This window comes from Achromobacter marplatensis (assembly GCF_049060505.1).
Classification (GTDB): Bacteria; Pseudomonadota; Gammaproteobacteria; order Burkholderiales; family Burkholderiaceae_B; genus Achromobacter; species Achromobacter marplatensis_A.
The window spans coordinates 154,108-180,222 of record NZ_JBMGRB010000011.1 but is presented as its reverse complement, the minus strand read 5'-3'; the positions used below and the strand labels follow the sequence as shown (position 1 = coordinate 180,222).

At 65.1% G+C, this 26,115-nt stretch carries 25 protein-coding genes; 12 read left to right on the top strand and 13 right to left on the bottom strand.

Annotated features, from left to right (window positions below; all coding sequences use genetic code 11):
* Window positions 1-214 precede the first annotated feature (214 nt).
* The 4 genes from ACI0FO_RS25130 to ACI0FO_RS25115 are packed head-to-tail and all read right to left on the bottom strand — an operon-like array spanning window position 215 to window position 3,453.
* The gene (locus tag ACI0FO_RS25130) at window positions 215-1,042 is read right to left on the bottom strand and encodes an IclR family transcriptional regulator domain-containing protein (RefSeq protein ID WP_416031221.1); all 828 of its coding nucleotides are present in this window, start codon (window positions 1,040-1,042) and stop codon (window positions 215-217) included.
* Window positions 1,042-1,683: a 3-oxoacid CoA-transferase subunit B gene (locus ACI0FO_RS25125; RefSeq protein WP_416031219.1), complete on the bottom strand. Its 642-nt coding sequence runs from the start codon at window positions 1,681-1,683 to the stop codon at window positions 1,042-1,044. Before ACI0FO_RS25125 ends, ACI0FO_RS25130 begins: the two co-directional genes overlap by 1 nt.
* 10 nt (window positions 1,684-1,693) lie before the next feature.
* The gene (locus ACI0FO_RS25120; protein WP_416031217.1) at window positions 1,694-2,374 is read right to left on the bottom strand and encodes a 3-oxoacid CoA-transferase subunit A; all 681 of its coding nucleotides are present in this window, start codon (window positions 2,372-2,374) and stop codon (window positions 1,694-1,696) included.
* Between the two features lie 44 nt (window positions 2,375-2,418).
* Window positions 2,419-3,453 carry a Bug family tripartite tricarboxylate transporter substrate binding protein gene (locus ACI0FO_RS25115; RefSeq protein ID WP_416031215.1) on the bottom strand — a complete coding sequence of 345 codons (1,035 nt, stop codon included), beginning with the start codon at window positions 3,451-3,453 and terminating at the stop codon, window positions 2,419-2,421.
* A gap of 352 nt (window positions 3,454-3,805) precedes the next feature.
* On the opposite strand from ACI0FO_RS25115, the gene ACI0FO_RS25110 reads away from it, so the two are divergent.
* The 7 genes from ACI0FO_RS25110 (at window position 3,806) to ACI0FO_RS25080 (ending at window position 11,119) form a co-directional block, all read left to right on the top strand.
* Window positions 3,806-4,828, top strand: a complete 1,023-nt coding sequence (locus ACI0FO_RS25110) for an amino acid ABC transporter substrate-binding protein (RefSeq protein WP_416031213.1) — start codon at window positions 3,806-3,808, stop codon at window positions 4,826-4,828.
* 185 nt (window positions 4,829-5,013) lie between these two features.
* A complete protein-coding gene (locus ACI0FO_RS25105) occupies window positions 5,014-5,880 on the top strand; it encodes an IclR family transcriptional regulator (protein WP_416031211.1) in 867 nt (288 codons plus the stop codon).
* Window positions 5,881-6,160: 280 nt separating this feature from the next.
* Window positions 6,161-7,069, top strand: a complete 909-nt coding sequence (locus tag ACI0FO_RS25100; protein ID WP_416031333.1) for an arginase family protein — start codon at window positions 6,161-6,163, stop codon at window positions 7,067-7,069.
* A 42-nt stretch (window positions 7,070-7,111) separates the two neighbouring features.
* Entirely contained in the window at window positions 7,112-7,900 is a 789-nt protein-coding gene (locus tag ACI0FO_RS25095) for an ABC transporter substrate-binding protein (protein ID WP_416031209.1), read from the top strand.
* Between the two features lie 31 nt (window positions 7,901-7,931).
* Entirely contained in the window at window positions 7,932-8,624 is a 693-nt protein-coding gene (locus ACI0FO_RS25090; protein WP_416031207.1) for an amino acid ABC transporter permease, read from the top strand.
* A 4-nt stretch (window positions 8,625-8,628) separates the two neighbouring features.
* Window positions 8,629-9,381 carry an amino acid ABC transporter ATP-binding protein gene (locus ACI0FO_RS25085; RefSeq protein ID WP_416031205.1) on the top strand — a complete coding sequence of 251 codons (753 nt, stop codon included), beginning with the start codon at window positions 8,629-8,631 and terminating at the stop codon, window positions 9,379-9,381.
* Between the two features lie 178 nt (window positions 9,382-9,559).
* A complete protein-coding gene (locus ACI0FO_RS25080) occupies window positions 9,560-11,119 on the top strand; it encodes an acetolactate synthase large subunit (protein WP_416031203.1) in 1,560 nt (519 codons plus the stop codon).
* Between the two features lie 37 nt (window positions 11,120-11,156).
* Here ACI0FO_RS25080 and ACI0FO_RS25075 read toward each other — a convergent pair whose 3' ends face one another.
* The 8 genes from ACI0FO_RS25075 to ACI0FO_RS25040 all read right to left on the bottom strand — a co-directional run bounded on the left by ACI0FO_RS25075 (window position 11,157) and on the right by ACI0FO_RS25040 (window position 18,754).
* Entirely contained in the window at window positions 11,157-11,867 is a 711-nt protein-coding gene (locus tag ACI0FO_RS25075; RefSeq protein WP_416031201.1) for an ABC transporter ATP-binding protein, read from the bottom strand.
* Window positions 11,855-12,640, bottom strand: a complete 786-nt coding sequence (locus ACI0FO_RS25070; RefSeq protein ID WP_416031199.1) for an ABC transporter ATP-binding protein — start codon at window positions 12,638-12,640, stop codon at window positions 11,855-11,857. Before ACI0FO_RS25070 ends, ACI0FO_RS25075 begins: the two co-directional genes overlap by 13 nt.
* On the bottom strand, window positions 12,633-13,679 hold the full coding sequence (locus tag ACI0FO_RS25065) for a branched-chain amino acid ABC transporter permease (protein WP_416031197.1): 1,047 nt from the start codon (window positions 13,677-13,679) through the stop codon (window positions 12,633-12,635). Before ACI0FO_RS25065 ends, ACI0FO_RS25070 begins: the two co-directional genes overlap by 8 nt.
* A complete protein-coding gene (locus tag ACI0FO_RS25060; RefSeq protein WP_105559082.1) occupies window positions 13,676-14,554 on the bottom strand; it encodes a branched-chain amino acid ABC transporter permease in 879 nt (292 codons plus the stop codon). The genes ACI0FO_RS25065 and ACI0FO_RS25060 overlap by 4 nt, the downstream gene beginning before the upstream one ends.
* A gap of 25 nt (window positions 14,555-14,579) precedes the next feature.
* Window positions 14,580-15,740 carry an ABC transporter substrate-binding protein gene (locus ACI0FO_RS25055; RefSeq protein WP_416031195.1) on the bottom strand — a complete coding sequence of 387 codons (1,161 nt, stop codon included), beginning with the start codon at window positions 15,738-15,740 and terminating at the stop codon, window positions 14,580-14,582.
* Window positions 15,741-15,771: 31 nt separating this feature from the next.
* On the bottom strand, window positions 15,772-16,617 hold the full coding sequence (locus ACI0FO_RS25050) for an alpha/beta fold hydrolase (protein ID WP_416031193.1): 846 nt from the start codon (window positions 16,615-16,617) through the stop codon (window positions 15,772-15,774).
* Entirely contained in the window at window positions 16,614-18,173 is a 1,560-nt protein-coding gene (locus tag ACI0FO_RS25045; protein ID WP_416031191.1) for a benzoate-CoA ligase family protein, read from the bottom strand. Before ACI0FO_RS25045 ends, ACI0FO_RS25050 begins: the two co-directional genes overlap by 4 nt.
* Before the next feature lie 104 nt (window positions 18,174-18,277).
* Window positions 18,278-18,754 carry a DUF4863 family protein gene (locus ACI0FO_RS25040; RefSeq protein WP_416031189.1) on the bottom strand — a complete coding sequence of 159 codons (477 nt, stop codon included), beginning with the start codon at window positions 18,752-18,754 and terminating at the stop codon, window positions 18,278-18,280.
* 180 nt (window positions 18,755-18,934) lie between these two features.
* On the opposite strand from ACI0FO_RS25040, the gene ACI0FO_RS25035 reads away from it, so the two are divergent.
* The 5 genes from ACI0FO_RS25035 (at window position 18,935) to ACI0FO_RS25015 (ending at window position 25,021) form a co-directional block, all read left to right on the top strand.
* Window positions 18,935-19,843: a helix-turn-helix transcriptional regulator gene (locus tag ACI0FO_RS25035; protein WP_169272737.1), complete on the top strand. Its 909-nt coding sequence runs from the start codon at window positions 18,935-18,937 to the stop codon at window positions 19,841-19,843.
* A gap of 234 nt (window positions 19,844-20,077) precedes the next feature.
* Window positions 20,078-21,736, top strand: a complete 1,659-nt coding sequence (gene boxC, locus ACI0FO_RS25030) for a 2,3-epoxybenzoyl-CoA dihydrolase (RefSeq protein ID WP_416031187.1) — start codon at window positions 20,078-20,080, stop codon at window positions 21,734-21,736.
* Between the two features lie 21 nt (window positions 21,737-21,757).
* The gene (gene boxB / locus ACI0FO_RS25025) at window positions 21,758-23,185 is read left to right on the top strand and encodes a benzoyl-CoA 2,3-epoxidase subunit BoxB (protein ID WP_310030853.1); all 1,428 of its coding nucleotides are present in this window, start codon (window positions 21,758-21,760) and stop codon (window positions 23,183-23,185) included.
* A 54-nt stretch (window positions 23,186-23,239) separates the two neighbouring features.
* The gene (gene boxA, locus ACI0FO_RS25020) at window positions 23,240-24,496 is read left to right on the top strand and encodes a benzoyl-CoA 2,3-epoxidase subunit BoxA (protein ID WP_416031185.1); all 1,257 of its coding nucleotides are present in this window, start codon (window positions 23,240-23,242) and stop codon (window positions 24,494-24,496) included.
* A gap of 81 nt (window positions 24,497-24,577) precedes the next feature.
* Window positions 24,578-25,021: a MaoC family dehydratase gene (locus ACI0FO_RS25015; RefSeq protein WP_105559073.1), complete on the top strand. Its 444-nt coding sequence runs from the start codon at window positions 24,578-24,580 to the stop codon at window positions 25,019-25,021.
* A 90-nt stretch (window positions 25,022-25,111) separates the two neighbouring features.
* Here the strand turns inward: ACI0FO_RS25015 and ACI0FO_RS25010 are convergent, their stop codons facing one another.
* Entirely contained in the window at window positions 25,112-26,098 is a 987-nt protein-coding gene (locus ACI0FO_RS25010) for a TRAP transporter substrate-binding protein (protein ID WP_416031183.1), read from the bottom strand.
* Window positions 26,099-26,115: the final 17 nt, after the last annotated feature.

Genomic DNA, 26,115 nt, shown 5'->3' with positions numbered 1-26,115 from the left:
GGACATTCGCGTCCCTGTCTAGAATTCTTCGCGCTCCACCCATCCTACGATCGATCGAACATCGTCTCTAACCCCAGGGATAACGATTGATCGAACATCGTCTCTAACCGGCCAGAAATAACGGTCGATCGAACATCGTCTCCGACCGCCTAGAAATAACGATCGATCGAGCCTCGTCTCCAATCTCAGGAATACGATCGATCGCGCGCGGCGTTCAGGCGACCAGGAATTCCCCGATTCTTTCGACCGCCTGCCGCAAGGGCGGCAGGAATTCTTCCGTCAGCCGGTTCAGCGGCACCCGCGCGGCCTTGACGCTGACGTTCACGGCGCCGCAAGCCTTGCCGCTGGCCGAGCGCACGGGCACCGAAATCGCGCGCACGTTCAATTCCAGTTCCTGGTCCACCACCGCGTAGCCTTGTTCGCGGATGCGGACCAGTTCGGCGCGCAGCTTCGCTTCGGTGGTCAGCGTGAATTCCGTGTAGGGCTGCAAGTCCACCGTGGCGAAATAGCGCGCCAACGCGGGCTCGGGCAATTGCGCCAGCAGCACGCGGCCGATCGACGTGCAATACGCGGGCAAGCGGCTGCCCAGCCCCATCGACGTAGCCAGCAGGCGATTCACTTCGGACCGCGCCAGATACAGCATTTCGTGGCCTTCCATGATGGCCAGCGCGCAGGTTTCGTTGACGGTGGCGCTTAGTTCTTCCAGCACCGGTTGCGCCAGCGAGACAAACGGCGTGGACGAAAAGTAGGCGTAGCCCAGGCCCAGGATGCGCGGCGTGAGCACATACAGACGGCCATGCTGTTCGGCAATGCCCAACAGAATCAGCGTGTGCAGGCAGCGTTGCACGACGGCGCGCGGGAGCGCGGCGCGGCGGCTGAGTTCTGCCGCGGTCTGCGGATGACGGCGCGTGCCGAATGCACGGATCACATGCAGCCCGCGCGCAAGCGTCAGCATGTAGTCCGGATCGCCGCGCAGTTGGTCGGGATGGTCTTCCGCCGCAAGCGGGGCGGCGTAGCCGGGCGGGGGAAGATTGGGCGGCATCAGCCAGCGCGCAGCGGCGCGCCCGTGCGCGTTTGCAGTTCGTTCAGAGTCATGCCGTCGATCATATCCCGAACCACCAGGCCGTCCGGCGTGACGTCAATGACGGCAAGGTCCGTGTAGATGCGGTCGACCACGCCGGCGCCCGTCAGCGGATACGTGCAGCGTTCGACGATTTTCGGGTCTCCGTTCTTGCTGTTGTGCTCCATCATGATGAACACGCTGCGCGCGCCGACCGCCAGGTCCATCGCGCCGCCCACGGCCGGCGCTTCACCGGGCTTGGCCAACGACCAGTTGGCCAGGTCGCCGTTGGCGGCGACCTGCATGCCGCCCATCACGCAGATGTCCAGGTGTCCGCCGCGCATCATCGCGAACGAATCCGCGTGGTGGAAATACGAGCCGCCGGTGAGCAGCGTCACGGGCTGCTTGCCCGCGTTGATCAGGTCCAGATTGATGGCGTCTTCGGCGGGCGGCGGGCCCATGCCCAGGATGCCGTTTTCACTGTGCAGCACGATCTCGCGGCCGGGCGGAAGATGGGCGGCCACCAGCACCGGCATGCCGATGCCCAGGTTGACGTAGCTGCCGTCGGGGATGTCCAGGGCCAGGCGGCGCGCCATGGCCTCGCGGGTCAGGGGACGATGCATGTGGATTCCTTCAGCTGGAAAAGGCGGCGTTGGCCACCTCGGTGACACGCGCGACGAAGATGCCTGGCGTCACGATGGCTTCGGGCGGCAGGTTGCCCAGTTCGGCCTTGGCGCGCACCTGCACGATCGTGGTCTTGGCCGCCATGCACATGATGGGCCCGAAATTGCGCGCGCTTTTGTGATAGGTCAGGTTGCCCCAGCGGTCGCCCCGGTCGGCCTTGACCAGCGCGAAGTCGCCATGCAGCGGCGTCTCGAACACATGGCCGCGGCCGTCGATGATGCGGGTTTCTTTGCCCTGGGCCAGCTCGGTGCCGTAGGCGGTGGGGGTGAAAAAGCCGCCCAGGCCGGCACCCGCCGCGCGCAGCCGTTCGGCGATGGTGCCTTGCGGCACGCATTCCAGTTCGATGCCGCCGCGGCGGTACAGGTCGTCGAAGACCCAGGAATGCGACGCCTTGGGAAACGAGCAGATGACTTTGCGCACGCGGCCGGCCTTGATCAGCGCGGCCAGGCCGGTTTCATGGTTGCCGGCGTTATTGCTGACGACCGTGAGCTCGCGCGCGCCTTGGTCGATCAGGGCATGGATCAGTTCGGTGGGCATGCCCGCGCCGCCGAAGCCGCTGATCAGCACCGTGGCGCCGTCGTGGATGTCCGAGACCGCGGCCTCGGGGGTGTCGATGAACTTGTTGATCATGGGGGACTCCGATCGGGCCGGGCGCTGGCGCGCCCGGTCCGCGTTCAATTCACGGTGATGCCTGCCTGCTTGATGATTTCGGCATAGCGCGCCGAATCGGTCTTCATCAGTTCCGTGAATTGCGCCGTGGTGCCGCTGACGGGCAGGAACCCCGCGTCCACGAATTTCTGCTTCACGTCGGGTTCCTTGACGATCTCCGCGATCTCGCGCGCCATGCGTTCGATGATCGGTTTGGGCGTGCCGGCCGGCGCCATCAGGCCGGCCCAGGAACCGGTCACGAAGCCGGGCATGCCCGCTTCTTCCATGGTGGGAATGCCCGGCTCGGTGGGCCAGCGTTCCTTGCCCGTGAAGGCCAGCGCTTTCAGCCGGTTCTGCTTCACGTACTGCATCGGCACCAGGATCGGGTCGAACACCATGGACACGCGGCCGCCCAGCAGGTCGGTCAGGATGGGGGCGCTGCCCTTGTACGCCACGTGCGTCATCGTGAGCTTGTTCTGCAACGCGAAGTCGGCGCCCGTCAGGTGCGCGCTGGAGCCGTTGCCGCTGGAGGCGTAGGTCAGCTTGTCGGGATTCTTGCGGCCGTAGGCGACCAGGTCGGCCACGGTCTTGACCGGCAGGTCTTGCGAGACGAACAGGAACAGCGGCAGGTCGGCCATCTGCACGACCGGCGTCAGGTCGGTGGGCTGGTAGGTCAGCTTGTACAGATGGAAATTGATGATGTAGGCGGGCAGGATCGACAGGAACGTATAGCCGTCGGGGTCGGCCTTGGCCGCGATGGCCGAGCCCACGCTGCTGTTGGCGCCTGGCCGGTTTTCGACGATGATCGTCTGCTTCAGGCGCGGCCCCAGCTTTTCCATGACGATGCGGGTCACGATGTCGGTGGACCCGCCCGGCGTATAGGGCACGATGATCTTGATGGGCTTGCTGGGCCAGTCGTCCGCCGCCTGGGCCAGGCTGGTACTCAGGCCCGTTGCGGCTAGCGCGGACAACAACAGGGTCTTCAGGGCGGTACGGCGAAGCGTTGCCGCGTGGCGATGCGTCGCGGCGTGACGGGGCTGCGATTTTCTTGCTTGTGCCATGGATTGGTCTCCTCCATGAATCGGCCGAGTATCGATGCGCGCCCCGGGATTTTTGTTGTGGCGCGATCGGCTTTTCTGTTGCGTCACCGATGCCGCTGAGCGGACATCGGCACAAAAAAAGTATGGCATGCAAGCCCCGTGCGAATGGCCTGGGCTGCCGGGAAAAAGTTCGATCACCGGACAAATCTGATAGGGGCCCAGGTGGGCAGCCACTCGGGTTTCCTCTAGGCCCGATCGCGTTGTTCACGCAGTGGACATGTCGTAATCTGGCGGCCGGCCCGACAACGCTGGGCTTGGTTTCAATCGGACGGCTTACAAGGCTGCCCGGGCATCTATCTCAGGAGAGGCAACAATGAAGCGGTCCATCTTGTTTGCAGCCGGCGCGCTTGCCCTGGCTTGCGCGTCCCAGGCGGCGGTCGCCGGCCCCACGCTGGATGCGGTAAAGAAAAAAGGGTTCGTGCAGTGCGGCCTGACCGACGGCGTCTCCGGCTTTTCCGCCACCAATAGCAAGGGGGAATGGGAAGGCATGGATGTGGATATCTGCCGCGCGGTGGCGGCGGCCGTCTTCGGCGATTCGACGAAATTCAAGGGCACGGCGCTGTCGACCCAGCAACGCTTCACCGCGCTGCAATCGGGCGAAGTCGACGTGCTGCTGCGCACGGTCACGCTGACCCAGACGCGGGATACGTCGCTGGGCCTGTCTGCCGTGGCCGCCAGTTTCTATGACGGCCAGGGCATCCTGGTGAACAAGAAGCTGGGCGTCAAGAGCGCCAAGGAACTGAACGGCGCGACCGTTTGCGTGCAGCCGGGCACCACCACCGAGCTGAATCTGGCCGACTGGTTCCGCGCGAACAAGATCGAGTTCAAGCCGGTCGTGATCGACAAGGTGACCGAAGTCGTGCGCGCTTTTGAATCCGGCCGTTGCGACGCCTTCACCGACGATGCCTCGCAATTGGCAGCCGTGCGCGCCACGCAAGTCGCCAATCCGAACGACTACGAAATCCTGCCCGAACGCTTCTCGAAAGAACCGCTGGGGCCGATGGTGCGCCAGGGCGACGAGAACTGGCTGGGTATCGTGCGCTGGACCTTGTTCGCGCTGCTTGAAGCCGAGGAGTACGGCATCACGCAGAAGAACGTGGACGAGATGTTGAAGAGCAGCAACCCCAATGTGTTGCGCATCCTGGGCGTGACGCCCGGCGCCGGCAAGAACATGGGGTTGGACGAAAAGTGGGCCTACAACGCCATCAAGGCCGTGGGCAACTACAGCGAAGTGTTCGAGCGCAACGTCGGCAAGGACAGCAAACTGGGCCTGCAGCGCGGCACGAATGCGTTGTGGAGCAATGGCGGCGCCATGTATCCATGGCCGATCCGCTGATGCGTGGGAAATAACCCGGGCAATAACCCCGGGCAGTAACCCTGGGCAGTAACCCCGGGCAATAACGAAAGGCGGCCCGCTGCGCGGGGCGCCTTTTTTTCGTCGCGGGCATTCTCAATCGCTCTGCGATATAAGGGAACCGTTATGCGGTACGCTATGCGCTTTCCTTTTGCACGCCGCGTGACATGACCCAGACTCGAAGCCCCGAGGATTCCCCGTTGTTCGTTGCCGCGCTGGCGCGTGGCATTTCGCTGCTGCGGGCATTCAGCGAAGGGCAGCCAGCCATGACGCTGCCAGAGCTTGCCGATGCCACCGGCTTGAGCAAAAGCGCGGTGCAGCGCTTCACGCATACGCTGTGGACGCTGGGTTATCTGCGCAAAGATCCCGTCAGCAAAAAGTTCTCGCTGGCGCCCTGGTCGCTGGAGCTGGGTATGAACTATGTGCAGACCAGTCCGCTGGTGCTGGGCGGCAACCCGTTCCTGCACACGCTGAACCGCAACTGCCAGGAAACCTGCAGCCTGGCGGAACCGGATGGGCTGGACATGGTGTACGTGGCGCGTTTCGCTACCCACAAAGAAATGTTCGTCAACATGCCGGTAGGCATGCGCTTGCCCCTGTATTGCACGGCGGCCGGGCGTGCCGTGTTGGCCAAGCTGGACCCGGGCATCGCACGGGATCTGCTGGAACGGGGCGACCGCAAGCCCTATACGGCGAACACGATCACCGCCATGGACGCCTTGCTGGCTGAACTGGACTTTGCCCGCCGCCACGGTTATGCGCGCTCGAACGGCGAGTTCTATCCCGGCGACATCACCGTTAGCGCCGCGGTGCTGGACGCTGGCGGCACGCCGTTGGGCGCTGTTAACGTCTCCGTTCCGTCAAGCCGATGGTCGTTTGAACAGGCGCAAGCCGTCTTCGGTCCGCAGGTGGTGGAAACCGCGCACGCGATCAGTGCATCGCGCACGTTGGGCCGTTCGCATCCGTTCTATCTGATGGAGCCACCGGGTGGCGCCTTGCGCGGCGCGATGCCGCCGCTCGACGACGAAGCCTGACCGGACACGCCTGCTGCATTGCGGTGCGGCGCCGCACTGCGGTGGGGCGTTTGCTTTCCTATTGCCGACTAAATTAATCAACTAATTTTCTGACCTTAGGGGAAACTCCCTAATTGGCTGGCTGGGTTTTTACTTGCTAATCTATTTACGACACGAACGTATCGCACAGCGATTCGTTTGAATCTAAATAGAGTTCATGCCGGACATCGCCGGCCAAGCATCCAGGAGCCGCGCTGTGCCGCAGTCATCTGAAGTGAGTTTCAACGCCGTTGCCGGATTCATGGGCCTGCCGGCCATGCGCGAAGCGGGGACGGGCAAGGCGCGCGCCTGCGTGGTCGGCATTCCGTTCGACTGCGGTACCCACCCGTTCCGCGTCGGGTCGCGGCAGGGCCCCGACGCCATCCGCGAGCAATCCCGGCTGCTGCGTCCCGTTGATATCTTCCGGCGCAACGGCATCGACAACCCGCCCGAATTCCTGCGCGCCATCGATGTGGGCAACGTGGCCTGCCATCCTGGCGACCCCGACGCGTCCTACCCGCTGATCGAAGCCGGCATTGGCGCCATCCTTGACGCGGGCGCCATCCCGATCTCGATGGGGGGCGATGGCGCGGTGACGTTGCCGCAATTGCGCGCCGTGGCGCGCCGCCATCCCGATTTCGTCGTACTGCATTTCGATTCGCATACCGACACCTATCCCATCCCCGGCTACAACACGGCCACCACCTTCACGCGGGCCGCGGAAGAGGGGCTGCTGGACGTGGCGTCCAGCTTCCACGTCGGGACGCGCGGCAGTTCCTTCATGCCCGGGGTGCTGGAATTCGGGCGCGAGGTCGGCTACACGATCGTGCCCTACGACGACTTCGACCAGGACCAGAAGGCGACGCTGGCCGACATCAAGCAGCGCATCGGCCAGCGTCCGGTCTATCTGTGCTTCGACATGGATATCTTCGACCCCTCTTGCGCGCCGGGCGTCTGCACGCCCGAGTGGGGCGGGCTGTCGGCCAAGGAAGGGCTGGCGTTGCTGCGCCAGCTGGCCGGCCTGAACTTCGTGGCGTTCGACGTCAATACCGTGTCGCCGCCGCAAGACGTGCAGGGGGCCACGGCCTTCCTGGCCGCCACCGTGATGCAGGAATTCTGCGCGTTGGCGGCGGTAGCAGTGCAGCAGTACCCAGAAGGGCGTCCGGCCTGAGCCGGCCACGTCCGCGGCATTCATTCATCCAAGGGGAAAACGATGAAACTCAAATCCATCCTGCTGGGCGCAGCCGTGGCCAGCCTGCTGATGCAGTTCGGCGCACAGGCGCGCACGCTTGACGAAGTGCGCGCCGAGAAAAGCCTGGCGGTCGTCACCACCGCTTCGGCGCCGCCGCATGGGTTCAAGAACCCAAAATCGAACCAGCTGGAAGGCATCATGGTCGATGTGGCGGCCGGCGTGGCCAAGCACCTTAAGGTGTCGGACAAGCTGACCGACGTGCCGTTCTCCGGCTTGATCCCCACGTTGACGTCCGGGCGCGCCGACGTCATGTCCGCGCCGCTTTTCATTACCGAAGAACGCGCGCGCGCCATCGATTTCTCGGCGCCGGTCTACGAGTGGGGCGAGGGCGTCGTCGTCAGCGACAAGGCGGCCCGGAAGTACGCCAAGTTCGAAGACATGCAGGGGCAGCGCGTGGGCGTGCTGGTGGATTCCGTCCAGTTCAACATGATCAAGGACATGCCGGGCACCAAGGTCACAACGTATCAGGATTACTCGACCTTACTGGCCGACGTGCGCGCCGGGCGCATTGACCTGGGCATCGTGGACCCGCCCAGCATCATCTACCAGATCCAGACCAAGAACATTCCGGGCGTGAAGCTGGACACCGGCTATCAGCCGCAACGCAAGTGGCAGGTCGGCATGGCGGTGCAGAAGGGCAACGCCGCGCTCCTGGAAGCGGTCAACGCCGCGTTGGCCGAGATGCGGAAAAACGGGGAAATGGCGGCGATCGGGAAGAAGTGGGGCGTGTCCGAGCTGATCAGCAAGTAAGCGCCGCAACGGCACGGATAAGGAGCACGACTTGGATCTCGCTACGCTGCGTATGTACCTGACCCCTTTGGCCCAGGGCACGGTCTGGACTTTGGCGCTGTTTTTCTGTTCGGCTTTCCTGGCGGTGGCGTTGGGCCTGGTCGTCTGCTTGTGCCGCTTGTCGCCTTCGCGGCTGTTGAGCCGCGGGGCGCGCTTCTATATTGAAGTGATACGGGGCACGCCGCTGCTGCTGCAATTGTTCTACATCTACTACGGCCTGCCCGAGATGGGGGTGGTGATCAACGGTTTCGTGGCCGGCGTGCTGGGCCTGACGTTGAACTTCGGCGCCTATCTGGCCGAGCTGTTCAGAAGCGGCATCCAGTCGGTGGATACCGGCCAGTACGAAGCGGCCCGCGCGCTGGGCTTGCGCAAGGTGCAGCGGCTGCGCCGCATCGTGCTGCCGCAGGCGTTGCGAACGGTGTTTCCCGCGCTGGGAAATTATGCGCTGGTGCTGATCAAGGAAACGTCGCTGGTCGCCGTCATCAGCGTGTACGAACTGATGCGGGCGGGCGAGATGCTGGCCGGCGCGACGTTCCAGGCGCTGACGGTCTACACGATGGTGGGCGTTATCTACTTCGCTATGTGCAGCGTGCTGTCGTATCTGTTCCGGCGTTCCGAGAAGCGTCTGACCGTGCCGGGCTACTGGAGCGGCGCCGGCGAGAACCACGATATTTCCAAGGCCTGACACGATGAACGCAATGAATGCCGTAGCTCCCATCATCACCATGCAGGGTGTCAGCAAATGGTATGGCGACTTCCAGGTGCTGGACAATCTGGCGCTGGAAGTGTCGCCCGGAGAAAAGCTGATCCTCTGCGGCCCGTCCGGTTCGGGCAAGTCCACGACGATTCGCCTGCTGAACCGGCTGGAAGAGCACCAGAAGGGCCGCATCGTGGTCGATGGGATTGAACTCAACGAAGACGTGAAGAACATCGAGCGCATCCGCGCGGAAGTGGGCATGGTGTTCCAGCACTTCAACCTGTTCCCGCACCTGACGGTGCTGGAGAACTGCACGCTGGCGCCCTTGCTGGTCAAGGGCGTGCCGGCGGACGAGGCCCGGTCACGCGCGATGGACTATCTGGAACGGGTGCGGATTCCGCAGCACGCGGACAAGTATCCCGGCCAGTTGTCCGGCGGCCAGAAGCAGCGGGTGGCGATCGCACGGGCCTTGTGCATGCAGCCCAAGATCATGCTGTTCGACGAGCCGACGTCCGCCCTGGACCCCGAGATGGTCAAAGAGGTGCTGGACACGATGGTCGCGTTGGCCAGGGACGGCATGACCATGGTTTGCGTGACCCATGAAATGGGGTTTGCGCGGGAAGTAGGCGACCGGGTCGTGTTCATGGACCAGGGCGCCATCGTCGAGGCCGATACGCCCCAGAATTTCTTCAGCGCGCCCCGTTCAGAGCGGGCGCAGGCGTTTCTGGGGCAGATCCTGGGCTGAGCGCGCCCAGGCGGTTCCGCTAATTCCGGCTGGCGGAACACCAAAGCGCGGGCGCGGGAATGGTTCCATCCCCGCAAGCGGAACTGGCTCTATCGTGTTTTTGATACGCTACCTATCATGCATATCAGGCGGGCGCGCATGCGCCCGCATCGCCATTTGAAAACGACTAGGGAAAATCATGAACGGCGCTGACAGTCTTTGCGACACCTTGCTGGCCAACGATGTGGACGTTTGCTTCGCCAACCCGGGCACGTCCGAAATGCACTTTGTGGCGGCGTTGGATCGCAAGCCCAAGATGCGCTGCGTGCTGGGCCTGTTCGAAGGCGTGGTGACGGGGGCGGCGGACGGCTATGCGCGCATGGCCGACAAGCCGGCCGCCACCTTGCTGCACCTGGGCCCGGGCCTGGGCAACGGCCTGGCCAACCTGCACAACGCCAAACGCGCCCGCACGCCCATGGTCAACATCGTGGGTGACCATGCCACGTATCACGTGCAGTACGACGCACCGCTGACCAGCGACGTTGAAGGCGTGGCGCGCCCGATGTCGCACTGGGTCAAGCGCACGATGGCCGCCGCCGAGGTGTCCGGGGACGCCGCCGAAGCGATCGGCGTGGCGCGCCGGTCGCCGGGCAATATCGCGACCTTGATTCTTCCCGCCGACGCGGCCTGGACGGACTTGCCGGACAATGCGCCGGCACCGGTGCAAGTGAAGGACGCGGCCCTGGCCCTGACGTCGCACGACGCCGTGCGCGCCGCTGCCGCCGCGATCCGCTCGGGCGAGACCACCGTGCTGATGCTGGGCGGGGCCGCGCTGCGAGAGCGCGCGCTGGAGGCCGCCGGCCGCATCGCGCGCGCCACCGGTGTACGCCTGATGTCGGAAACGTCCAACCGCCGTATCGAACGTGGCGGCGCCCGCACGCCGGTTGATCGCCTGCCGTATCCGATCGACCTGGCGGTGGCCAAGCTGAAGGACGTCAAGCACCTGGTGCTGGCGGGCGCCAAGGCGCCGGTGGGCTTCTTCGCGTATCCGGGCAAGCCCAGCCTGCTGGCGCCACCCGACAGCAACCAGGTCGTGCTGGCGACCGCCGAACAGGATCTGGCGCAGGCGCTGGAATGGCTGGCCGACGAACTGGGCATTGCCGCGGATGCGCCGCGCTTGGCCACGCCGGCCGCCAATTACGAAGTGCCGTCGTCGGGCAAGCTGACGGGCGCCGCCGTGAACATCCTGGTCGCGCACACCTTGCCCGAACAAGCCATCGTGTGCGATGAGTCCATCACGCAGGGCCGCGAGTTCCCCATCTACAGCGCCAGCAGCGCGCCGCACGACTGGCTGATGCTGACCGGTGGCGCGATCGGCATTGGCCTGCCGTTGGCAACCGGCGCCGCCGTGGCGTGCCCGGACCGCAAGGTCATCACGCTGCAAGCCGACGGCAGCGGCATGTACACGCTGCAGGCGCTGTGGACGCAAGCGCGCGAGAACCTGAACTGCCTGACGGTGATCTTGGCCAACCGCTCCTACGCCACGCTGCATGGCGAAATGAAGAACGTGGGCGTGAAGGAACCGGGCCGCAACGCGCGCCGCATGCTGGACCTGGAAGAACCCTTCCTGGACTGGACGCACCTGGCGCGCGGCATGGGCGTGGAGGCGATCAGCGTCGATACGGTGGAAGGGTTTGCCCGCGCGCTGGCCGACGGCCTCAAGCGCCGCGGCCCATTCCTGATCGAAGCGATCATCTAAAGGCGATTCACGCTGGGCCGGGTCGTGTCGACACGGCCTAGACGCCCAGATAGCGCGTCAGCTGCTCCGGTTGCCGGGCCAGCGACGCGCTGTCGCCATCTTGCACGATCAACCCTTTTTCCATCACCAGGCAACGGTCGGTGTGTTCCAGCACCGCGCGGTAGTTGCGGTCCACGATCAAGGCCGACATGCCGGTGGCGCGGATCTGTCGGATGATCTTCCAGATCTCGGTCACGATCAGGGGCGCCAGCCCTTCGGTGGCTTCGTCCAGGATCAGCAGGTCGGGGTTGGTCATCAACGCCCGGCCAATGGCCAGCATCTGCTGTTCGCCGCCCGACAATTGCTGGCCGCCGTGCCCCAGCCGTTCCCGCAGCCGTGGAAAGGTGTCCAGCACGCGCGAGTACGTCCATTCCTGTCCGCCCCGCACGCCGGGACGCGCCGCCACTTGCAGGTTTTCGCGCACATTCAGATTGGGAAAGATGCCGCGCCCTTCGGGCACATACGCCAAGCCCAACCGCGCAATCGTGTGGGGTTGGGCATGCGTGCAGTCCCGGCCGCCGATCCGCACGAGACCCTGCGCGCTTTTTACCTGACCCATCAGGCTGCGGATCAGCGTGGTCTTGCCCATGCCATTGCGCCCGACCAGCCCCACGGATTCGCCCGGCGCGATGTGCATGTCCACGCCGCGCAGCACATGGCTGGCGCCGTAGTACACGTGCAGGCCGCCGGCTTCGATCAGTGCTTGCATGGCACGCCTCCTTGCGCATCCACGCGCAGGTCTTCGCCCAGGTAAGCCGTGCGCACTTCCGCGTTGGCGCGGATCTGCGCTGGCGTGCCGCTGGCGATGGCGGTGCCGTTGACCATCACGGTGATGGTTTCGGCGATGCGGAACACGGCGTCCATGTCGTGCTCCACCAGCAGAATCGCGTGGCCCGGCTTCAGTGTCTGGAGCAGGTCAAGGATACGGTCCGTTTCTTCGGGGCCCATGCCGGCCAGCGGTTCGTCCAGCAGCAGCACCTGCGGTTCGCCCGCCAGGCACATGGCGATTTCCAGTTGACGCTTGCGGCCATGGGGTAGCAGGCCGGCGGCGCGCGTGGCGTCGTCGGCCAGCCCCGTGCGCTCCAGCGCGTGGCGCGCCAGCTCGGCGCTGCGCCGGCAATCCGAGGCCTGCCGCCACCAGTGCCAGAAGCGCTGGCGGCTGGCTTGCGCCGCCAGCCGGCAGTTCTCGAACACGCTGAGTTCGGGAAACAAGGTGGACCGCTGATAGCTGCGCCCAAGCCCGGCGCGTGCCCGTTCGGGCTGGCGCCACGCCGTGATGTCGCGTCCGCCCAGCATGACCTGGCCGCTGCTGGGTGCCAGCTCTCCTGACAGAATGTTGATCAGCGTGGACTTGCCCGCGCCGTTGGTGCCGATGACGGCATGCACCTGGCCGCGGGCCAGGCCCAGCGAGACACCGTTGACGGCCGTCAGGCCGCCGAAGCGGCGCGTAACGGCGGATGCGGCAAGCAGAAGGTCAGACATGGGGTTCCCCCTGGATCGGAAGGCGGGCCGTGGCGTGGGCGGCGCCGCCCGCGGGCGCGGCGGCGCGTGAGCCTGCCGCCCGCGCTTCGCGGCGCTGGCGCCATTGCGCGGGCAGTCCGGCGATGCCGTTCGGCAATATCGCCACCAATGCGATGATGGCGAGGCCTAGCGGCAGGTGCCAGTGACGGGCGTAGTCGCCGAACAGCGCCTGTGACTGGAACAGTTCCTGCATCAGCACCAGCGCCACGGTGCCCATCACGGCGCCGCCCAGGCTGGCCATGCCGCCCAGGATCACCATCAGCAGCACCAACCCGGATTGTTCCCAGGCCAGCAGCTCGGGCGTAACGAAGCCGTCCTTCAGCGCGAACAAAAAACCCGCCAGGCTGGCCAGCGTGGCGCCCACGACATACGCGGTCAGCTTGTAGGGATAGGTGGAATAGCCCGCCGCCCGCATGCGCTGTTCATTGATGCGGATGCCGGCCAGCGCCGCGCCGAATGGTGAGCGCCGCAGCAGCGTCAGGAACCCCCAGCAAAGCGCCAGACAGGCCAGCACGAAGTAATAGAAAGTTGTTGCGTTGCTCAGGTCGAACGGCACTTGGCCGCCGATTGACAGCTCGGGCCGGAAGTACAGGTAGATGCCGTCGCTGCCGCCGCCGATCTTCGTATCGTGGAACACGTAGTACGCCATTTGCGCGAACGCCAGCGTCACCATGATGAAGTACACGCCGCGCGTGCGCAGCGCCAAGGCGCCGGTAACCGCGGCGTAGGCTGCCGCCGCAAGCAAGGCTGCGGGCAGCAGCCACCAGAGGCTGGCCGCTTCCGATTCGGGCGACAGCAACGCCGCCGCATAGGCGCCGATGCCGAAGAAGGCCGCGTGCCCCAGGCTGACCAGCCCCGCGCCGCCGACCAGCAATTGCAGGCTTAGCGCGAAGATGGCGTAGATCATGACCTTGATCGCCAGGCCGGTGTAGTAGTCGCTGCCGCTCCAGGCGAAGGCGGCCAGCGCCAACAGCGTCACGAAGGGAAGCAGTCTGGTCATGGCTTGAACAGCCCTTCGGGCTTGCAAAGAAGGATGAAGGCCATCAGCAGGTAGACGAGCACCCCCGCCGCCGACGGGAATAGCACCTGTCCGAAGGTCTCGACAAAGCCCACCAGCATCGCAGCCAGGAACGCGCCGCGAATGGATCCGATGCCGCCGATCACCACCACCACGAAGCAGATGATCAGCACGCCGTTACCCATGCCGGGATACACCGACGACACGGGCGCGGCGATGGTGCCGGCCAGCGCGGCCAACGCCACGCCCGCCGCGAACACCAGGCGGTACAGCTTGTTGACGTCGATGCCCAGCGATCCCGTCATTTCGCGGTTGCTGGCGCCCGCGCGCAGCATCATGCCCAGCCGCGTGCGTGAAATCACCCAGTACAGCAGCAGCGCCACCGCGATGCCTACCGCCGAGATGAACAGCCGATAGACGGGATACGTCATCACGCCGCCCAGCGAAAGGCTGCCCTGTAGCCAGGCGGGCAGCGGCACGCCGTGCACGTCGTTGCCGACCAGGATGCTGCGCAGTTCCTCGAACACCAGGATCAGGCCATAGGTCATCAGCACCTGCTGCAGGTGGTTGCGGTGGTACAGGTAGCTGAAGAATGCCGCTTCCAGGAAATAGCCCAACACGGCGGCCAGCGCCACGCAGACGACAAGCGTCGCGACAAAGCCGCCGCCCAGCCAGCGGTCGACCACCGGGCCCAGCGCGAACGCCATGTAGGCGCCAATCATGTAGAAGCTGCCATGGGCAAGATTGATGATGCCCATGATGCCGAAGATCAGCGTGAGTCCGCTGGCCACCAGGAACAGCAGCAAGCCGTACTGGAAAGCGTTCAGGCTTTGGATGAGCAGGATGCTGATGTCCATGGGGCCTCCTTGTGGCGACGTGGCGTCAGAGCTTGCAGCCGCGGGCCGGGTCGGCCAGCTTCTTGATGGCGACGTCGACAACCTTGTTCTCCAGCCCGTCCACGCGGCGCAGGTAGATGTCCTGCACCGGGTTGCCGGCCGCGGACAAGGTGAAGGGGCCGCGCGGGCTGTCCACCGTGGCGCCGCGCATGGCGGTGCGGAAGTCGGCCTTCTTGGAGAAGTCGCCCTTGACGGCGGACAGGCCCGACTGCATCAGCTGCGCGGCGTCATAACCCTGCACGGCATACACGTCTGGCTGCGCGTTGTAGTTTTTGGCGTAGTCGGCACGGAAGGCGTTGTCGCGCGGCGTATTCAGGCCGTCGGCATAGTGCAGCGTGGTCAGCAGGCCTTGCGCGGACGCGCCTTGCGCCTGCAACGTGCCGTCCGTCAGGAAGCCCGACCCGTACAGCGGGATGGTCTTTCCCAGGCCGGCGGCGTGATAGTCCTGCACGAATTTCACCGCGCCGCCGCCTGCGAAGAACGTGAATACCATGTCGGGCTTGGTGGCGGCGATTTCGGTCAGCAGCGACTGAAACTCCACGTTGGGGAACGGCAGGCTTAGTTCCTTGACCACCTTGCCGCCCGCTTTCTCGAAGCCTTCCTTGAAGCCCCCGATCGCCTCGTCGCCCGCGGCGTATTTCCAGGTGATGGTGACGGCCGTCTTGTGGCCCTTGGCGAAGGCGACGGGCCCCATCGCATACGCGGGCTGCCAGTTGGTGAACGACGTGCGGAAAATGCCGGGGCCGCACAACGGGCCGGTGATGGCGTTGGCGCCGGCGTTCGTCACGATGAGCGTGGTGTCGCTGTCTTTGGCGGCTTTCGCCAGCGCCATCGCCACGCCCGAATGCACGGTGCCGATCAGCACGTCGACCTGGTCGCGTTTGATCAGGCGGTTGGCGTTTTCCGCGGCCTTGGCGGGGTTGGACTCGTCGTCCACCTTGAAGTATTCGATCTCGCGCCCGCCCAGCTTGCCGCCTTGCTCGGCGACGTACAGCTTGAAGCCGTTTTCGATGGCGTTGCCCAGCGCGGCGTAGGTGCCGCTATAGGGCAGCATGAAGCCGACTTTAAGCTTGTCGGCGGCTTGCGCGCCGCCGGCGGCGAACGTCAGGGCCGCGGCGATCGCGGCCCGGGTCAGGGCGTGGTTCATGGTTTGTCTCCGTGCTTGTCATGGGCTGGCGTCAAGGCCGGCCGGGTTTGTCCAACGCGCCGATGAAATCGGCGACGGCCTGGATAACAATGGCGGGCTGGTCCTTGTGCGGCGAATGGCGGCAGTCGGGAATTTCCAGCAGCACGGTTTGCGGCGCATGGCGGCGGATGCCGCGTATCTGCGCCAGCGAACCGTACTCGTCGTCCACGCCCTGGATCGCCAGCACGGGGCAGACGATGCGGGGCAGATAATCTTCGATGTTCCAGCGGCGGAAATCGGGGTTCAGCCAGATGTCGTTCCAGCCCCAGAACGCCGAATCCACGTCTGCGTGATAACGGGCCAGCCGGCTGCGCAGGTCCGTGTCCAGATAGGCCTGGCGCGCCAGTGCGATGTTCGCGACCGTCACGTCTTCGACGAACGTGTGCGGCGCGGCTACCACGACGCCCGCGACGGCGTCCGGGTGCATGGCGGCATATAGCAGCGCGATTGATCCGCCGTCGCTATGGCCGAACAGCGCCGGCTTGTCGCGGCGCGCGTCCACGCCCAGGGCGGCGAACAAGGCCGGCAGCACGTCGCGCGCCTCGCGGTGCATGAAGTCCACCGGCCACTTTTCCTGCGGCGGACGCGGCGTGGACTGCCCGTAGCCATAACGCGATACGACCAGCCCGCGGCATCCGGCGGCTTCGCAAACCTGCGCCGGCCAGTCCTTCCACATCGCGACCGACCCCAGGCCTTCGTGCAGGAACACCAGCAACGGCGCCGTGGCGCGCTCGGGCGCAATCCACAGGCATTCCAGGCGCAGCGGCCGGCCGGCGGCGTCGACCTCCGCGAAGGCCGGGCGCAGGCTTGGCGTGCTGATGGCCGCCGCGCCGTTCACAGCGTCGCCTCTTCCAATTGGCGCAGACGGAACCGCTGGATCTTGCCCGTGGCGGTCTTGGGAAGCTCTTCGGTGAAATTGATCTGGCGTGGATACTTGAAGGGCGCAAGATGTTGCTTCACATAGTTTTGCAGCGCGGCGCCCGTGCTGGCGTCCGGTTCGAAGCCGGGGCGCAGCACGACGTAGGCCTTGGTCTTGACCAGCCCGTCGTGGTCCGGCACGCCGATCACGGCGGCTTCCAGCACGGCCTCGTGCTGCACCAGGATGTTCTCGACTTCCACCGGCGACACGTACTGGCCGCTGACCTTGATCATGTCGTCGCTGCGGCCCGCATAGGTGTAGTAGCCGTCGGCATCGCAGGTGTATTTGTCGCCGCTTTTCAGCCAGTCGCCCAGAAAGCACTGGCGCGTCTTGTCACGGTTATTCCAGTACATCAGCGCGGCGCTGGGGCCTTTGATGTAGAGGTCGCCGATGGCGCCGGGTTCGACCGGCGCGCCGTTTTCGTCGCGCAATTGCACTTCGTAGCCGGGCACGGGTTTGCCGGTGGTGCCGTAGCGCAACTGCCCGCTTTGGTTCGAAATGAAGATGTGCAGCATCTCGGTCGAGCCGATGCCGTCCAGGATTTCACAGCCGAAATGCCGCGTGAAGCGTTCGCCGATGTCGCGCGGCAGCGCTTCGCCTGCCGACGTGCAGACCCGCATCGCCACTTGCGAGCGCGGCGGCAGGTCGGGCGATGCCAGCATGCTGGCGTACAGCGTGGGCACGCCGTAGAACACGGTAGGGCGATGCTTGGTCAGGCGCTGGAAGACGGCTTGCGGCGTGGGGCGTTCGCCCATCAGCACCACGGTCGCGCCGACTGACAGGGGAAATGTCAGGCCATTGCCCAGCCCATAGGCAAAGAACAGCTTGGCCGCCGAGAACACCACGTCGTCTTCGCGGATGCCCAATACCGGCTTGGCATAGAGTTCGGCCGTGTGCCACAGGTTGCCGTGCGTGTGGACCACGCCTTTGGGCTTGCCCGTGGAACCGGAGGAATACAGCCAGAAGGCGATTTCGTCGGACAGCGTGCGCACGGCGGGCGCGATCGGCGCGGCGGCCAAAAGCGTTTCGAATTCATGGGCAGGGGCGGGCAGGGCGCCGGTGGGCTGGGACACCACGATGTGTTCGGCGTCGGCCGGCGCCTGAGCCAGCGCCGTCTGCAAGACGGGCAATAGCGCACCCGAAACGAACACGGCGCGCACACGGCTGTGCGTCAGGATGTAGGCGTAGTCGTCCGCCGTCAGCAGGGTGTTTACCGCCACGGGCACCACGCCAGCATGCAGCGCGCCCAGGAACACGACGGGCCAGTCGGCCGTGTCTTGCATCAGCAGCAAAATGCGCTCTTCTCGGCGCAGCCCCAGTTGGCGCAGGGCGCCCGCCATGCGGGCTACCCGTTCGGCCAGTTCGCCATAGCTCAGCTGGCGGGTGTCGTCGATATAGGCCGGCTTGGCGGCCCGGGGCGCGTTCAGCGCGGCCAGGTAACTGGCGAAATTCAGTTCGGCGGGGCAGGTGTTCACGGTTGTCTCCTGATGTCCTGGTGGGCGGGCCATGGCGCTGTTTTTTTTCCGCTGCACCGTGTCAAGGCACGGCGTGCGGGGTTATTGGGCGCGGGGGCGAGGGCCTAGCTGTCGGGCCGCGTGAATTCAATGGCGCCGCCGGGCAGCAGGTACAGCACCAGCGCGCGCCCTTGCGTGACGGTCGGGCGGTGCGCGGTGCCGGGGCCGTAGACCAGCCAGCCGGCGCCGTGTCCGTCGAACCGCGCGTCGGCGGTCAGCGGCATGATCAGATCGATTTCCCCGTTGGGATGGGCGTGGTGGGGGCCCGCCAGGTCGTCCATGTCGACGACGTCCACCGAACAGCCGGCCAGGTCTTCGGCGGGCTTGATGACACGGCCATAGCGGATGCCGCCGCCTTCCCGGTTGCACATCCAACCGTCGGCCACGCCCTGTTTACAGGCGGCGAAGATGTTCTGGTACAGGGCGCTTTGCGGGCCGGCTTCGCGGTTCAGCCGCGCCGCCAGCCCATCGTCCAGCGGCTGGCCCGACAGCAGGCGCGTGGCCTCGCGCATCAGGGCATGGAATTGATCTGGCGTGCTCACCGGGACTCCTCCTTTACACTGTCGGCGCCTGAGATGCGGCATGAAATCAAGTGCTGCTTTTTTGCACACCTAGGCGGCTCGGAACTGCTTTGAGGAAAAATAGTGCTTCCATCGAATTGGGTCAAGCACTATAGTGCATAAAACTAGGCTTATCAGGGTATTTGCGGAGTCAGCCAAAACATGAATCAAGCGCTAGACGCGGCGCCATCCGAACCCAGGCGGGAAGCTTTCCTGGTGGCATTGGGCGAGCGGGTGCGCCGCCTGCGGGCCATACGCGGCATGACGCGCAAGGGCCTGTCCCAGGTCACCGGCGTGTCCGAGCGCCATTTGGCCAATCTCGAGCACGGCGTGGGCAACGCCTCGATCCTGGTGCTGTTGCAGATCGCCCGCGCGTTCAACTGCGCGCTGGCCGAACTGGTCGGCGACGTCACCACCGAATCGCCCGACTGGCTGCTGATCCGGGAATTGCTTAGCGGCCGCACGGAATCCGACCTGCAGCGGGCCCGCGAGGCCCTGACCCAGCTGTTCGGCGTGGGGGCGGGCGCGCAACGTCCCAACCGCACCCAGCGCGTGGCGCTGATCGGGCTGCGCGGCGCGGGCAAATCCACGCTGGGGCAGATGCTGGCCGACGACTTGGGTTACCCCTTTGTCGAGCTGAACCGCGAGATCGAACGCGTGGCCGGGTGCAGCATCCTGGAAATCCATAATCTCTACGGTCCCAACGCCTACCGCCGCTACGAACGCCGCGCGCTGGAAGAGGCCGTGCAGATCTATCCGGAAATGGTGCTGGCCACGCCCGGCGGGCTGGTCTCGGAACCCGCCACGCTGAATCTGCTGTTGGCACATTGCTATACGGTCTGGTTGCGCGCGACGCCCGAAGAACACATGGGGCGGGTGATGGCCCAGGGGGACTTCCGGCCCATGTCGGGCAACAACGAAGCGATGTCCGACCTGAAGCGCATCCTGGCGGGGCGCGAAGCGTTCTACGCCAAGGCGGACCTGACCTGGGTGACCAGCAATCTAGAGGTCCAAGAGAGCTTCGCCGGTTTGCGTACCCAGGTCCGCAAAGCCTGCGGCCTGCCGTTATAGCTGCTTGTATCGGCGAAGCCGGCCTTGCCCGGCGGCCGCCGCACCGACGATGCCCATGAAGGCCGCCCGACGAGGCGGCCATTTCACGTCTGGCGGCTGGCCCGGACGTTGACATCCAATCTGCACTTTTATGCATATCCTGCTTGACGCGTATTTTCTCCTGCACTAATCTGCACAATAATTCATGTGATGCAGTATTTTTCCTGTCCAGCAGGGCGTATGAGGAGACACACTATGAGCAGCACCATCAACCGGGTCGATTTCCGGACGCAACCCGAGCGCTACCGCCATTGGCGCCTGACGTTCGACGGCCCGGTCGCCACGCTGGCCATGGATGTGGCCGAAGACGGCGGCCTGCGTCCGGGCTACAAGCTGAAGCTGAACTCCTACGACCTGGGCGTGGATATCGAGCTGCATGACGCCTTGCAGCGCATCCGCTTCGAACATCCCGAAGTGCGCAGCGTGGTCGTGACCAGCATGAAAGACCGCATTTTCTGTTCCGGCGCCAATATCTTCATGCTGGGCCTGTCCTCGCACGCCTGGAAGGTCAACTTCTGCAAGTTCACCAATGAAACCCGCAACGGCATTGAAGACGCCAGCCGCCACAGCGGCCTGAAATTCATCGCGGCGCTCAATGGCGCTTGCGCCGGTGGCGGGTATGAATTGGCGTTGGCCTGCGACGAAATCCTGCTGGTCGATGACCGCTCGTCTTCCGTGGCACTGCCCGAAGTGCCACTGCTGGGCGTGCTGCCCGGCACGGGCGGCCTGACCCGCGTGACCGACAAGCGCCGAGTGCGCCACGATCACGCCGACATCTTCTGCACGCTGGTCGAAGGCGTGCGCGGCCAGCGCGCCAAGGACTGGCGGCTGGTGGACGATGTGGTGAAGCCCGCGCGCTTCGAGGCTGCCGTGCGCGAACGGGCGCTGGCGCTGGCCGAAGGCAGCGACCGGCAACCCGGCGAGCAGGGCATTGCGTTGACGCCACTGCAGCGCACCGAAAGCGCGGACCGTCTTTCATACCAATACGTCGACATCCAGCTGGACCGGGAAAAGCGCCAGGCCACTTGGACCGTGCGCGCCCCGCAAGGCCCCGTGCAATCCGAGTTGGCGGACATCATTGCCGCCGGCGCCGCCTGGTGGCCCCTGCAAATGGCGCGCGAACTGGACGATGCCATTTTGTCCATGCGCACCAATGAGCTGGATATCGGCACCTGGGTCCTGAAGACGGAAGGCGATGCGGACGCCGTGCTGGCCGCCGATGCCGCGCTGCAACGTCATGCCGGCCATTGGTTCGTGCGCGAAACCGCCGGCATGCTGCGCCGCACGCTGGCGCGCCTGGATGTGACCTCGCGCAGCTTGTTCGCCTTGATCGAGCCGGGCTCCTGCTTCGTCGGCACCTTGTTGGAACTGGCGCTGGCCGCGGACCGCAGCTACATGCTGGACAGCGAAGACGAATCCGCGCCCGCCCAGATCGTGGTGGGCGAACGCAACTTCGGCGCCTATCCGCTGGTGAACGGCCAAAGCCGCCTGCAGCGCCGCTTTTACGAAGAGGCCGCGCCGCTGGAAGCCGTGCGCGCGCGCGCCGGGCAACGCCTGTCGGCCGTCGATGCGCTGGCCCTGGGGCTGGTGACCTTCGCGCCCGACAGCATCGATTGGGACGACGAAGTGCGGATGATGCTGGAGGAGCGTCGCGCGTTGTCGCCCGATGCCCTGACCGGCCTGGAGGCGAACCTGCGCTTCGGCGGCAAGGAAACGATGGAGACCCGCATCTTCGGCCGCCTGACCGCGTGGCAGAACTGGATTTTCAACCGTCCCAACGCGGCCGGCGACAAGGGCGCGCTGAAGCTTTACGGCAAGGGCGAACAGGCCGCGTTCGACTGGAACCGGGTCTGATAAAGAACAAGGAGCGAGACAATGTCTGGAATCAACTACACCGATAAGATCCCCAATAACGTCAACCTGTCCGGCGACCGCACCTTGCAACGCGCGTTGGAACATTGGCAGCCGAACTACCTGCAATGGTGGCAGGACATGGGGCCCGACGGCTCGCACGGCTTCGATGTCTACCTGCGCACCGCGGTCAGCGTCGAGCCCGATGGCTGGGCCAACTTCGACCACGTCCGCATGCCCGATTACCGCTGGGGCATCTTCCTGGCGCCGCAGGACGGACAGCGCAAGATCCATTTCGGCGAGAACATGGGGCGCGACGTCTGGCAGGACGTGCCAGGCGAACACCGTGCCAACCTGCGCCGCATCATCGTCACGCAGGGCGACACCGAACCGGCTTCGATCGAACAGCAGCGCCACCTGGGACTGACCGCGCCGTCGCAGTACGACCTGCGCAACCTGTTCCAGATCAACGTCGAAGAAGGGCGCCACTTGTGGGCGATGGTGTACCTGCTGCACCGCTACTTCGGCCGCGACGGACGCGAAGAGGCCGATGCGCTCTTGCAGCGCAGTTCGGGCGATTCCGACAACCCGCGCATTCTGGGCGCGTTCAACGAGAAGACACCGGACTGGCTGGCCTTCTACATGTTCACCTACTTCACCGACCGCGACGGAAAATTCCAGTTGTGCGCGTTGGCCGAATCCAGTTTCGATCCCCTGGCCCGCACCACCAAGTTCATGCTGACCGAAGAAGCGCACCACATGTTCGTGGGCGAATCGGGCATCTCGCGCGTGATCCAGCGCACCTGCGAAGTGATGAATCAACTGAAGACGGATGACCCGGAAAGCGTGCGTGCCGCTGGCGTGATCGACCTGCCGACCATCCAGCGCTACCTGAACTTCCACTACAGCGTCACCATTGACCTGTTTGGCGCGGACCAATCGTCCAACGCCGCGATCTTCTACGGCTCGGGGCTGAAGGGCCGCTACGAGGAATCCAAGCGCACTGACGACCACCAACTGAAGCACGACACCTATCGCGTGCTGACCGTGAACAACGGCAAGCTGAATGAGATTGAAGTGCCCATGCTGAACGCCTTGAACGAAGTGCTGCGCGATGACTTCATCCGCGATTCCGTGGCCGGCATCGGGCGCTGGAACAAGGTCATCGAGAAAAGCGGCATTCCGTTCCGTCTGCATGTGCCGCACAAGGCGTTCAACCGCCAGATCGGCACCTTGGCCGGCATCCGCATGTCGCCCGAAGGCGAGATCCTGTCGGAAACCCAATGGCAGGCCAACAGCCACAAGTGGCTGCCCACGCCGGAAGACCGCGCATTTGTCGCGTCGCTGATGGGACGCGTCACGGAACCCGGCAAGTTCGCCAACTGGATCGCGCCCCCCGTCATGGGCATCAACCGCCAGCCCGTGAATTTCGACTACGTCCGTTTCAACTAAGGCGACAGGGCGGCGTGCTGGCACGCCGCCCGCCAGCGCATTGGGAAGACTGCGATGAACGCCCCACTACCCGTACAAGTGCTGAAGCAGCATCTGATCGACCCCGAGATCTGCATCCGCTGCAACACCTGTGAAGAGACCTGCCCGGTCGACGCGATCACCCACGACTCGAACAATTACGTGGTGGACCCCGATATCTGCAACGGCTGCATGGCGTGCGTGCCGCCATGCCCCACGGGGTCGATCGACAACTGGCGGCTGGTGCTGCGCGCCGACGCGTATTCGGTGCAAGATCAACTGGGCTGGGAGGAACTGCCGCAGGAAAAGGCGTTGCCGGCAACGCCCGATATCGGCGGCGGCGTGGAAGCCGCCGCGGCCGTGCCCGATGCCGCCGCCGCGCCCTCTCCAGCGCCTGCCGCATCGTTTTCGCAGGCCGGCGCGTCGGTCCCGCCGTGGTCCGCGGCGCACCCCTACGTCAACCTGTACACGCACAAGACGCCGATGACGGCCACCGTCGTGGGCAACTACCGCGTGACGGGCGCCGATACCGAAAGCGATATCCATCACATCGTGCTGGATTTCGGCGAACTGCCGTTTCCGGTGCTGGAAGGGCAATCCATCGGCATCCTGCCCCCGGGCGTCGATGCGCAGGGGCGGCCGCATCACGCGCGCCAGTATTCGCTTGCCAGCCCGCGCGATGGTGAACGCGCGGGCTACAACAACCTGTCGCTGACGGTCAAGCGCGTGACCGAAGACCACCAGGGCGCCGCCGCGCATGGGGTGTGTTCGAACTACCTGTGCGATCTGGCCAAGAACGACACCGTGCAGGTGATAGGCCCGTTCGGCCATACGTTCCTGATGCCGAACCATCCGCGTGCCAATCTGATCATGATCTGCACGGGCACGGGCTCCGCGCCGATGCGCGCCATGACCGAGCGCTACCGCCGCCGCATCGACACCGGAGAAAATGGCCGTTTGATGCTGTTTTTCGGCGCCCGCACCGAACGCGAACTGCCGTACTTTGGTCCGCTGATGAAGCTGCCTCGAGACTTCATCGACATCAACCTGGCGCTCTCCCGCGAACCGGGGCAACCCAAGCGTTACGTGCAGGACCTGATTCGCGAGCGCGGCGCCCAAGTGCGCGACCTTTTGTCAGACCGCAATACCTGCATTTACGTGTGCGGCCTGAAAGGCATGGAAGTCGGCGTGCTGGACGCCTTGCGCGATGTGACGATGCAATCGGGGCAGGATTGGTCTATCCTGCATGATGTGCTGCGCCGCGAAGGGCGCCTGCATTTCGAGACGTACTGAATCCTATAACTTGAGCGTGACACACGTGAAAAACGGCGCGCCATGGCGCGCCGTTTGCGTTGGTCAGGGGGAAAACCAAAGATGAAGTTCGCCGATTTCAAGGACGGCATGTTGATCAAGGCTGGCCCGGTCACCATCACCGAAGCCGAGATCCTGGAGTTCGCACGCAAGTTCGATCCCCAATGGTTCCATACTGACCCGCAACGGGCCGCCGAAGGGCGGTGGGGCGGGTTGATCGCCAGCGGCTGGCATACCTGCGCGCTGGCCATGCGCATGGCGGTGGACGCCGCCCTGCATGATTCCGAATCCTTCGGTTCCCCCGGCCTGGGCGAAGTGCGCTGGCGCACTCCGGTGCGACCAGGCGACACCTTGCGCCTGGAAGCGCGGGTCCAGGGCGCGCGCACGTCGTCCTCGCGTCCCGACCTGGGCATCATCACGTGGGCATGGACCGTCATCAACCAGCACGACGAAGGCGTGCTGGAATTAGACGCAACGAGCCTGTTCGACTTGTCAGGCGAGAACTAGGCGCGCCGCGCCGCGGTTTCGTCCCGCCGGTTCGTCCCGCGGGTTCCCCCCCCCGGGTCCGGGTTCACCCTTGGCGGCGCATCTACACCGTCAGCGGTTGACGCCCCGTTTCAGGATGCCCGCCGCGTCGGGGCCGACCGCCGTTTTCCATGCCTGGACCGAATCCGCCGCCGCGTCCCTCAGCGCACGGCGCACGGCGGACGGCACGGTGGTATTGATCGCCACGCCGTTCTTGCGCATGGTGGCGTAGTTCTGCTGCAAACGGCCCTCGATGCGCTTCCATTGCTCGGTTTCGGTTTGCGCCGCCGCCTGGTCGATGGCGCGCCGAGACTGCGCGTCCAGCGCCTGATACGCCTGCAGGTTCATCGTTGCAACTGAGATCGGCATCGCATAGTTGATCTCGGCGAAGTGGGGCAGGTGTTCCCAGAGCTTTCGTCCGGCCCCTCCATCGCCCGACGACAGCACCGCATTCACGTCGCCGGCCACGATGCGGGGCATGGCGTCGGCAAACGAAATGTTCTCCGCGCGGGCGCCGGCCTTGCGCATCACGTCCTGCGATGTGGCGTCATAGGTGCGGATGCTCAGGCCCTTCAGTGCCGTCAGGCCGTCGATCTTCTGTTTGGACCAGATGCCGGAAGCGGGCCACGGCGTGGTGTAGAGCAGCTTCTGTCCGTGGGCGGCCAGCAATTTTTCGTAGGCGGGCCGGGCGGCCTTGTTCAGGTTGCGCGCCTTGGACAGCGAGTCCGCCAGGAACGGCAGGGACGACACGCCGAACAAGGGATATTTCGTGGCCAGCGCGCCGGCGAACGCATCGCCGGCATCCACTTTTCGGGTTTCCACGGCGTCGATCATGTCGCCGGATTTGATGCCCTTGGACGCGTCGTAGCTGGCGTCGATCACCACGTTGCCTGCGGATTTCGCGCGGACCAGATCCGCGAAGGTAGACAGGCCTTGCCCCGGCATGGACGTCGCCGGGTATTCGGTGGTCATCGTCAGGGTCGTGACGGCATAGGCGCCATGGCCCACAAAGGTCAGGGCGATACCCGCCATCAGGCGGAGGGATAAGCGGACGTGCATTCGCGACTCCAGGTCGG

Excerpts from the sequence above, each read along its gene's own strand:
- ACI0FO_RS25075 (WP_416031201.1), bottom strand. The coding sequence starts at position 11,867 with ATGCAAGCACTGATCGAAGCCGGCGGCCTGCACGTGTACTACGGCGCC.
- ACI0FO_RS25055 (WP_416031195.1), bottom strand. The coding sequence starts at position 15,740 with ATGAACCACGCCCTGACCCGGGCCGCGATCGCCGCGGCCCTGACGTTC.
- ACI0FO_RS25070 (WP_416031199.1), bottom strand. The coding sequence starts at position 12,640 with ATGTCTGACCTTCTGCTTGCCGCATCCGCCGTTACGCGCCGCTTCGGC.
- ACI0FO_RS25035 (WP_169272737.1), top strand. The coding sequence starts at position 18,935 with ATGAATCAAGCGCTAGACGCGGCGCCATCCGAACCCAGGCGGGAAGCT.
- ACI0FO_RS25085 (WP_416031205.1), top strand. The coding sequence starts at position 8,629 with ATGAACGCAATGAATGCCGTAGCTCCCATCATCACCATGCAGGGTGTC.
- ACI0FO_RS25015 (WP_105559073.1), top strand. The coding sequence starts at position 24,578 with ATGAAGTTCGCCGATTTCAAGGACGGCATGTTGATCAAGGCTGGCCCG.
- boxA (WP_416031185.1), top strand. The coding sequence starts at position 23,240 with ATGAACGCCCCACTACCCGTACAAGTGCTGAAGCAGCATCTGATCGAC.
- ACI0FO_RS25130 (WP_416031221.1), bottom strand. The coding sequence starts at position 1,042 with ATGCCGCCCAATCTTCCCCCGCCCGGCTACGCCGCCCCGCTTGCGGCG.
- boxC (WP_416031187.1), top strand. The coding sequence starts at position 20,078 with ATGAGCAGCACCATCAACCGGGTCGATTTCCGGACGCAACCCGAGCGC.
- ACI0FO_RS25095 (WP_416031209.1), top strand. The coding sequence starts at position 7,112 with ATGAAACTCAAATCCATCCTGCTGGGCGCAGCCGTGGCCAGCCTGCTG.
- boxB (WP_310030853.1), top strand. The coding sequence starts at position 21,758 with ATGTCTGGAATCAACTACACCGATAAGATCCCCAATAACGTCAACCTG.
- ACI0FO_RS25110 (WP_416031213.1), top strand. The coding sequence starts at position 3,806 with ATGAAGCGGTCCATCTTGTTTGCAGCCGGCGCGCTTGCCCTGGCTTGC.
- ACI0FO_RS25080 (WP_416031203.1), top strand. The coding sequence starts at position 9,560 with ATGAACGGCGCTGACAGTCTTTGCGACACCTTGCTGGCCAACGATGTG.
- ACI0FO_RS25010 (WP_416031183.1), bottom strand. The coding sequence starts at position 26,098 with ATGCACGTCCGCTTATCCCTCCGCCTGATGGCGGGTATCGCCCTGACC.
- ACI0FO_RS25120 (WP_416031217.1), bottom strand. The coding sequence starts at position 2,374 with ATGATCAACAAGTTCATCGACACCCCCGAGGCCGCGGTCTCGGACATC.
- ACI0FO_RS25125 (WP_416031219.1), bottom strand. The coding sequence starts at position 1,683 with ATGCATCGTCCCCTGACCCGCGAGGCCATGGCGCGCCGCCTGGCCCTG.
- ACI0FO_RS25060 (WP_105559082.1), bottom strand. The coding sequence starts at position 14,554 with ATGGACATCAGCATCCTGCTCATCCAAAGCCTGAACGCTTTCCAGTAC.
- ACI0FO_RS25100 (WP_416031333.1), top strand. The coding sequence starts at position 6,161 with ATGGGCCTGCCGGCCATGCGCGAAGCGGGGACGGGCAAGGCGCGCGCC.
- ACI0FO_RS25115 (WP_416031215.1), bottom strand. The coding sequence starts at position 3,453 with ATGGCACAAGCAAGAAAATCGCAGCCCCGTCACGCCGCGACGCATCGC.
- ACI0FO_RS25105 (WP_416031211.1), top strand. The coding sequence starts at position 5,014 with ATGACCCAGACTCGAAGCCCCGAGGATTCCCCGTTGTTCGTTGCCGCG.
- ACI0FO_RS25065 (WP_416031197.1), bottom strand. The coding sequence starts at position 13,679 with ATGACCAGACTGCTTCCCTTCGTGACGCTGTTGGCGCTGGCCGCCTTC.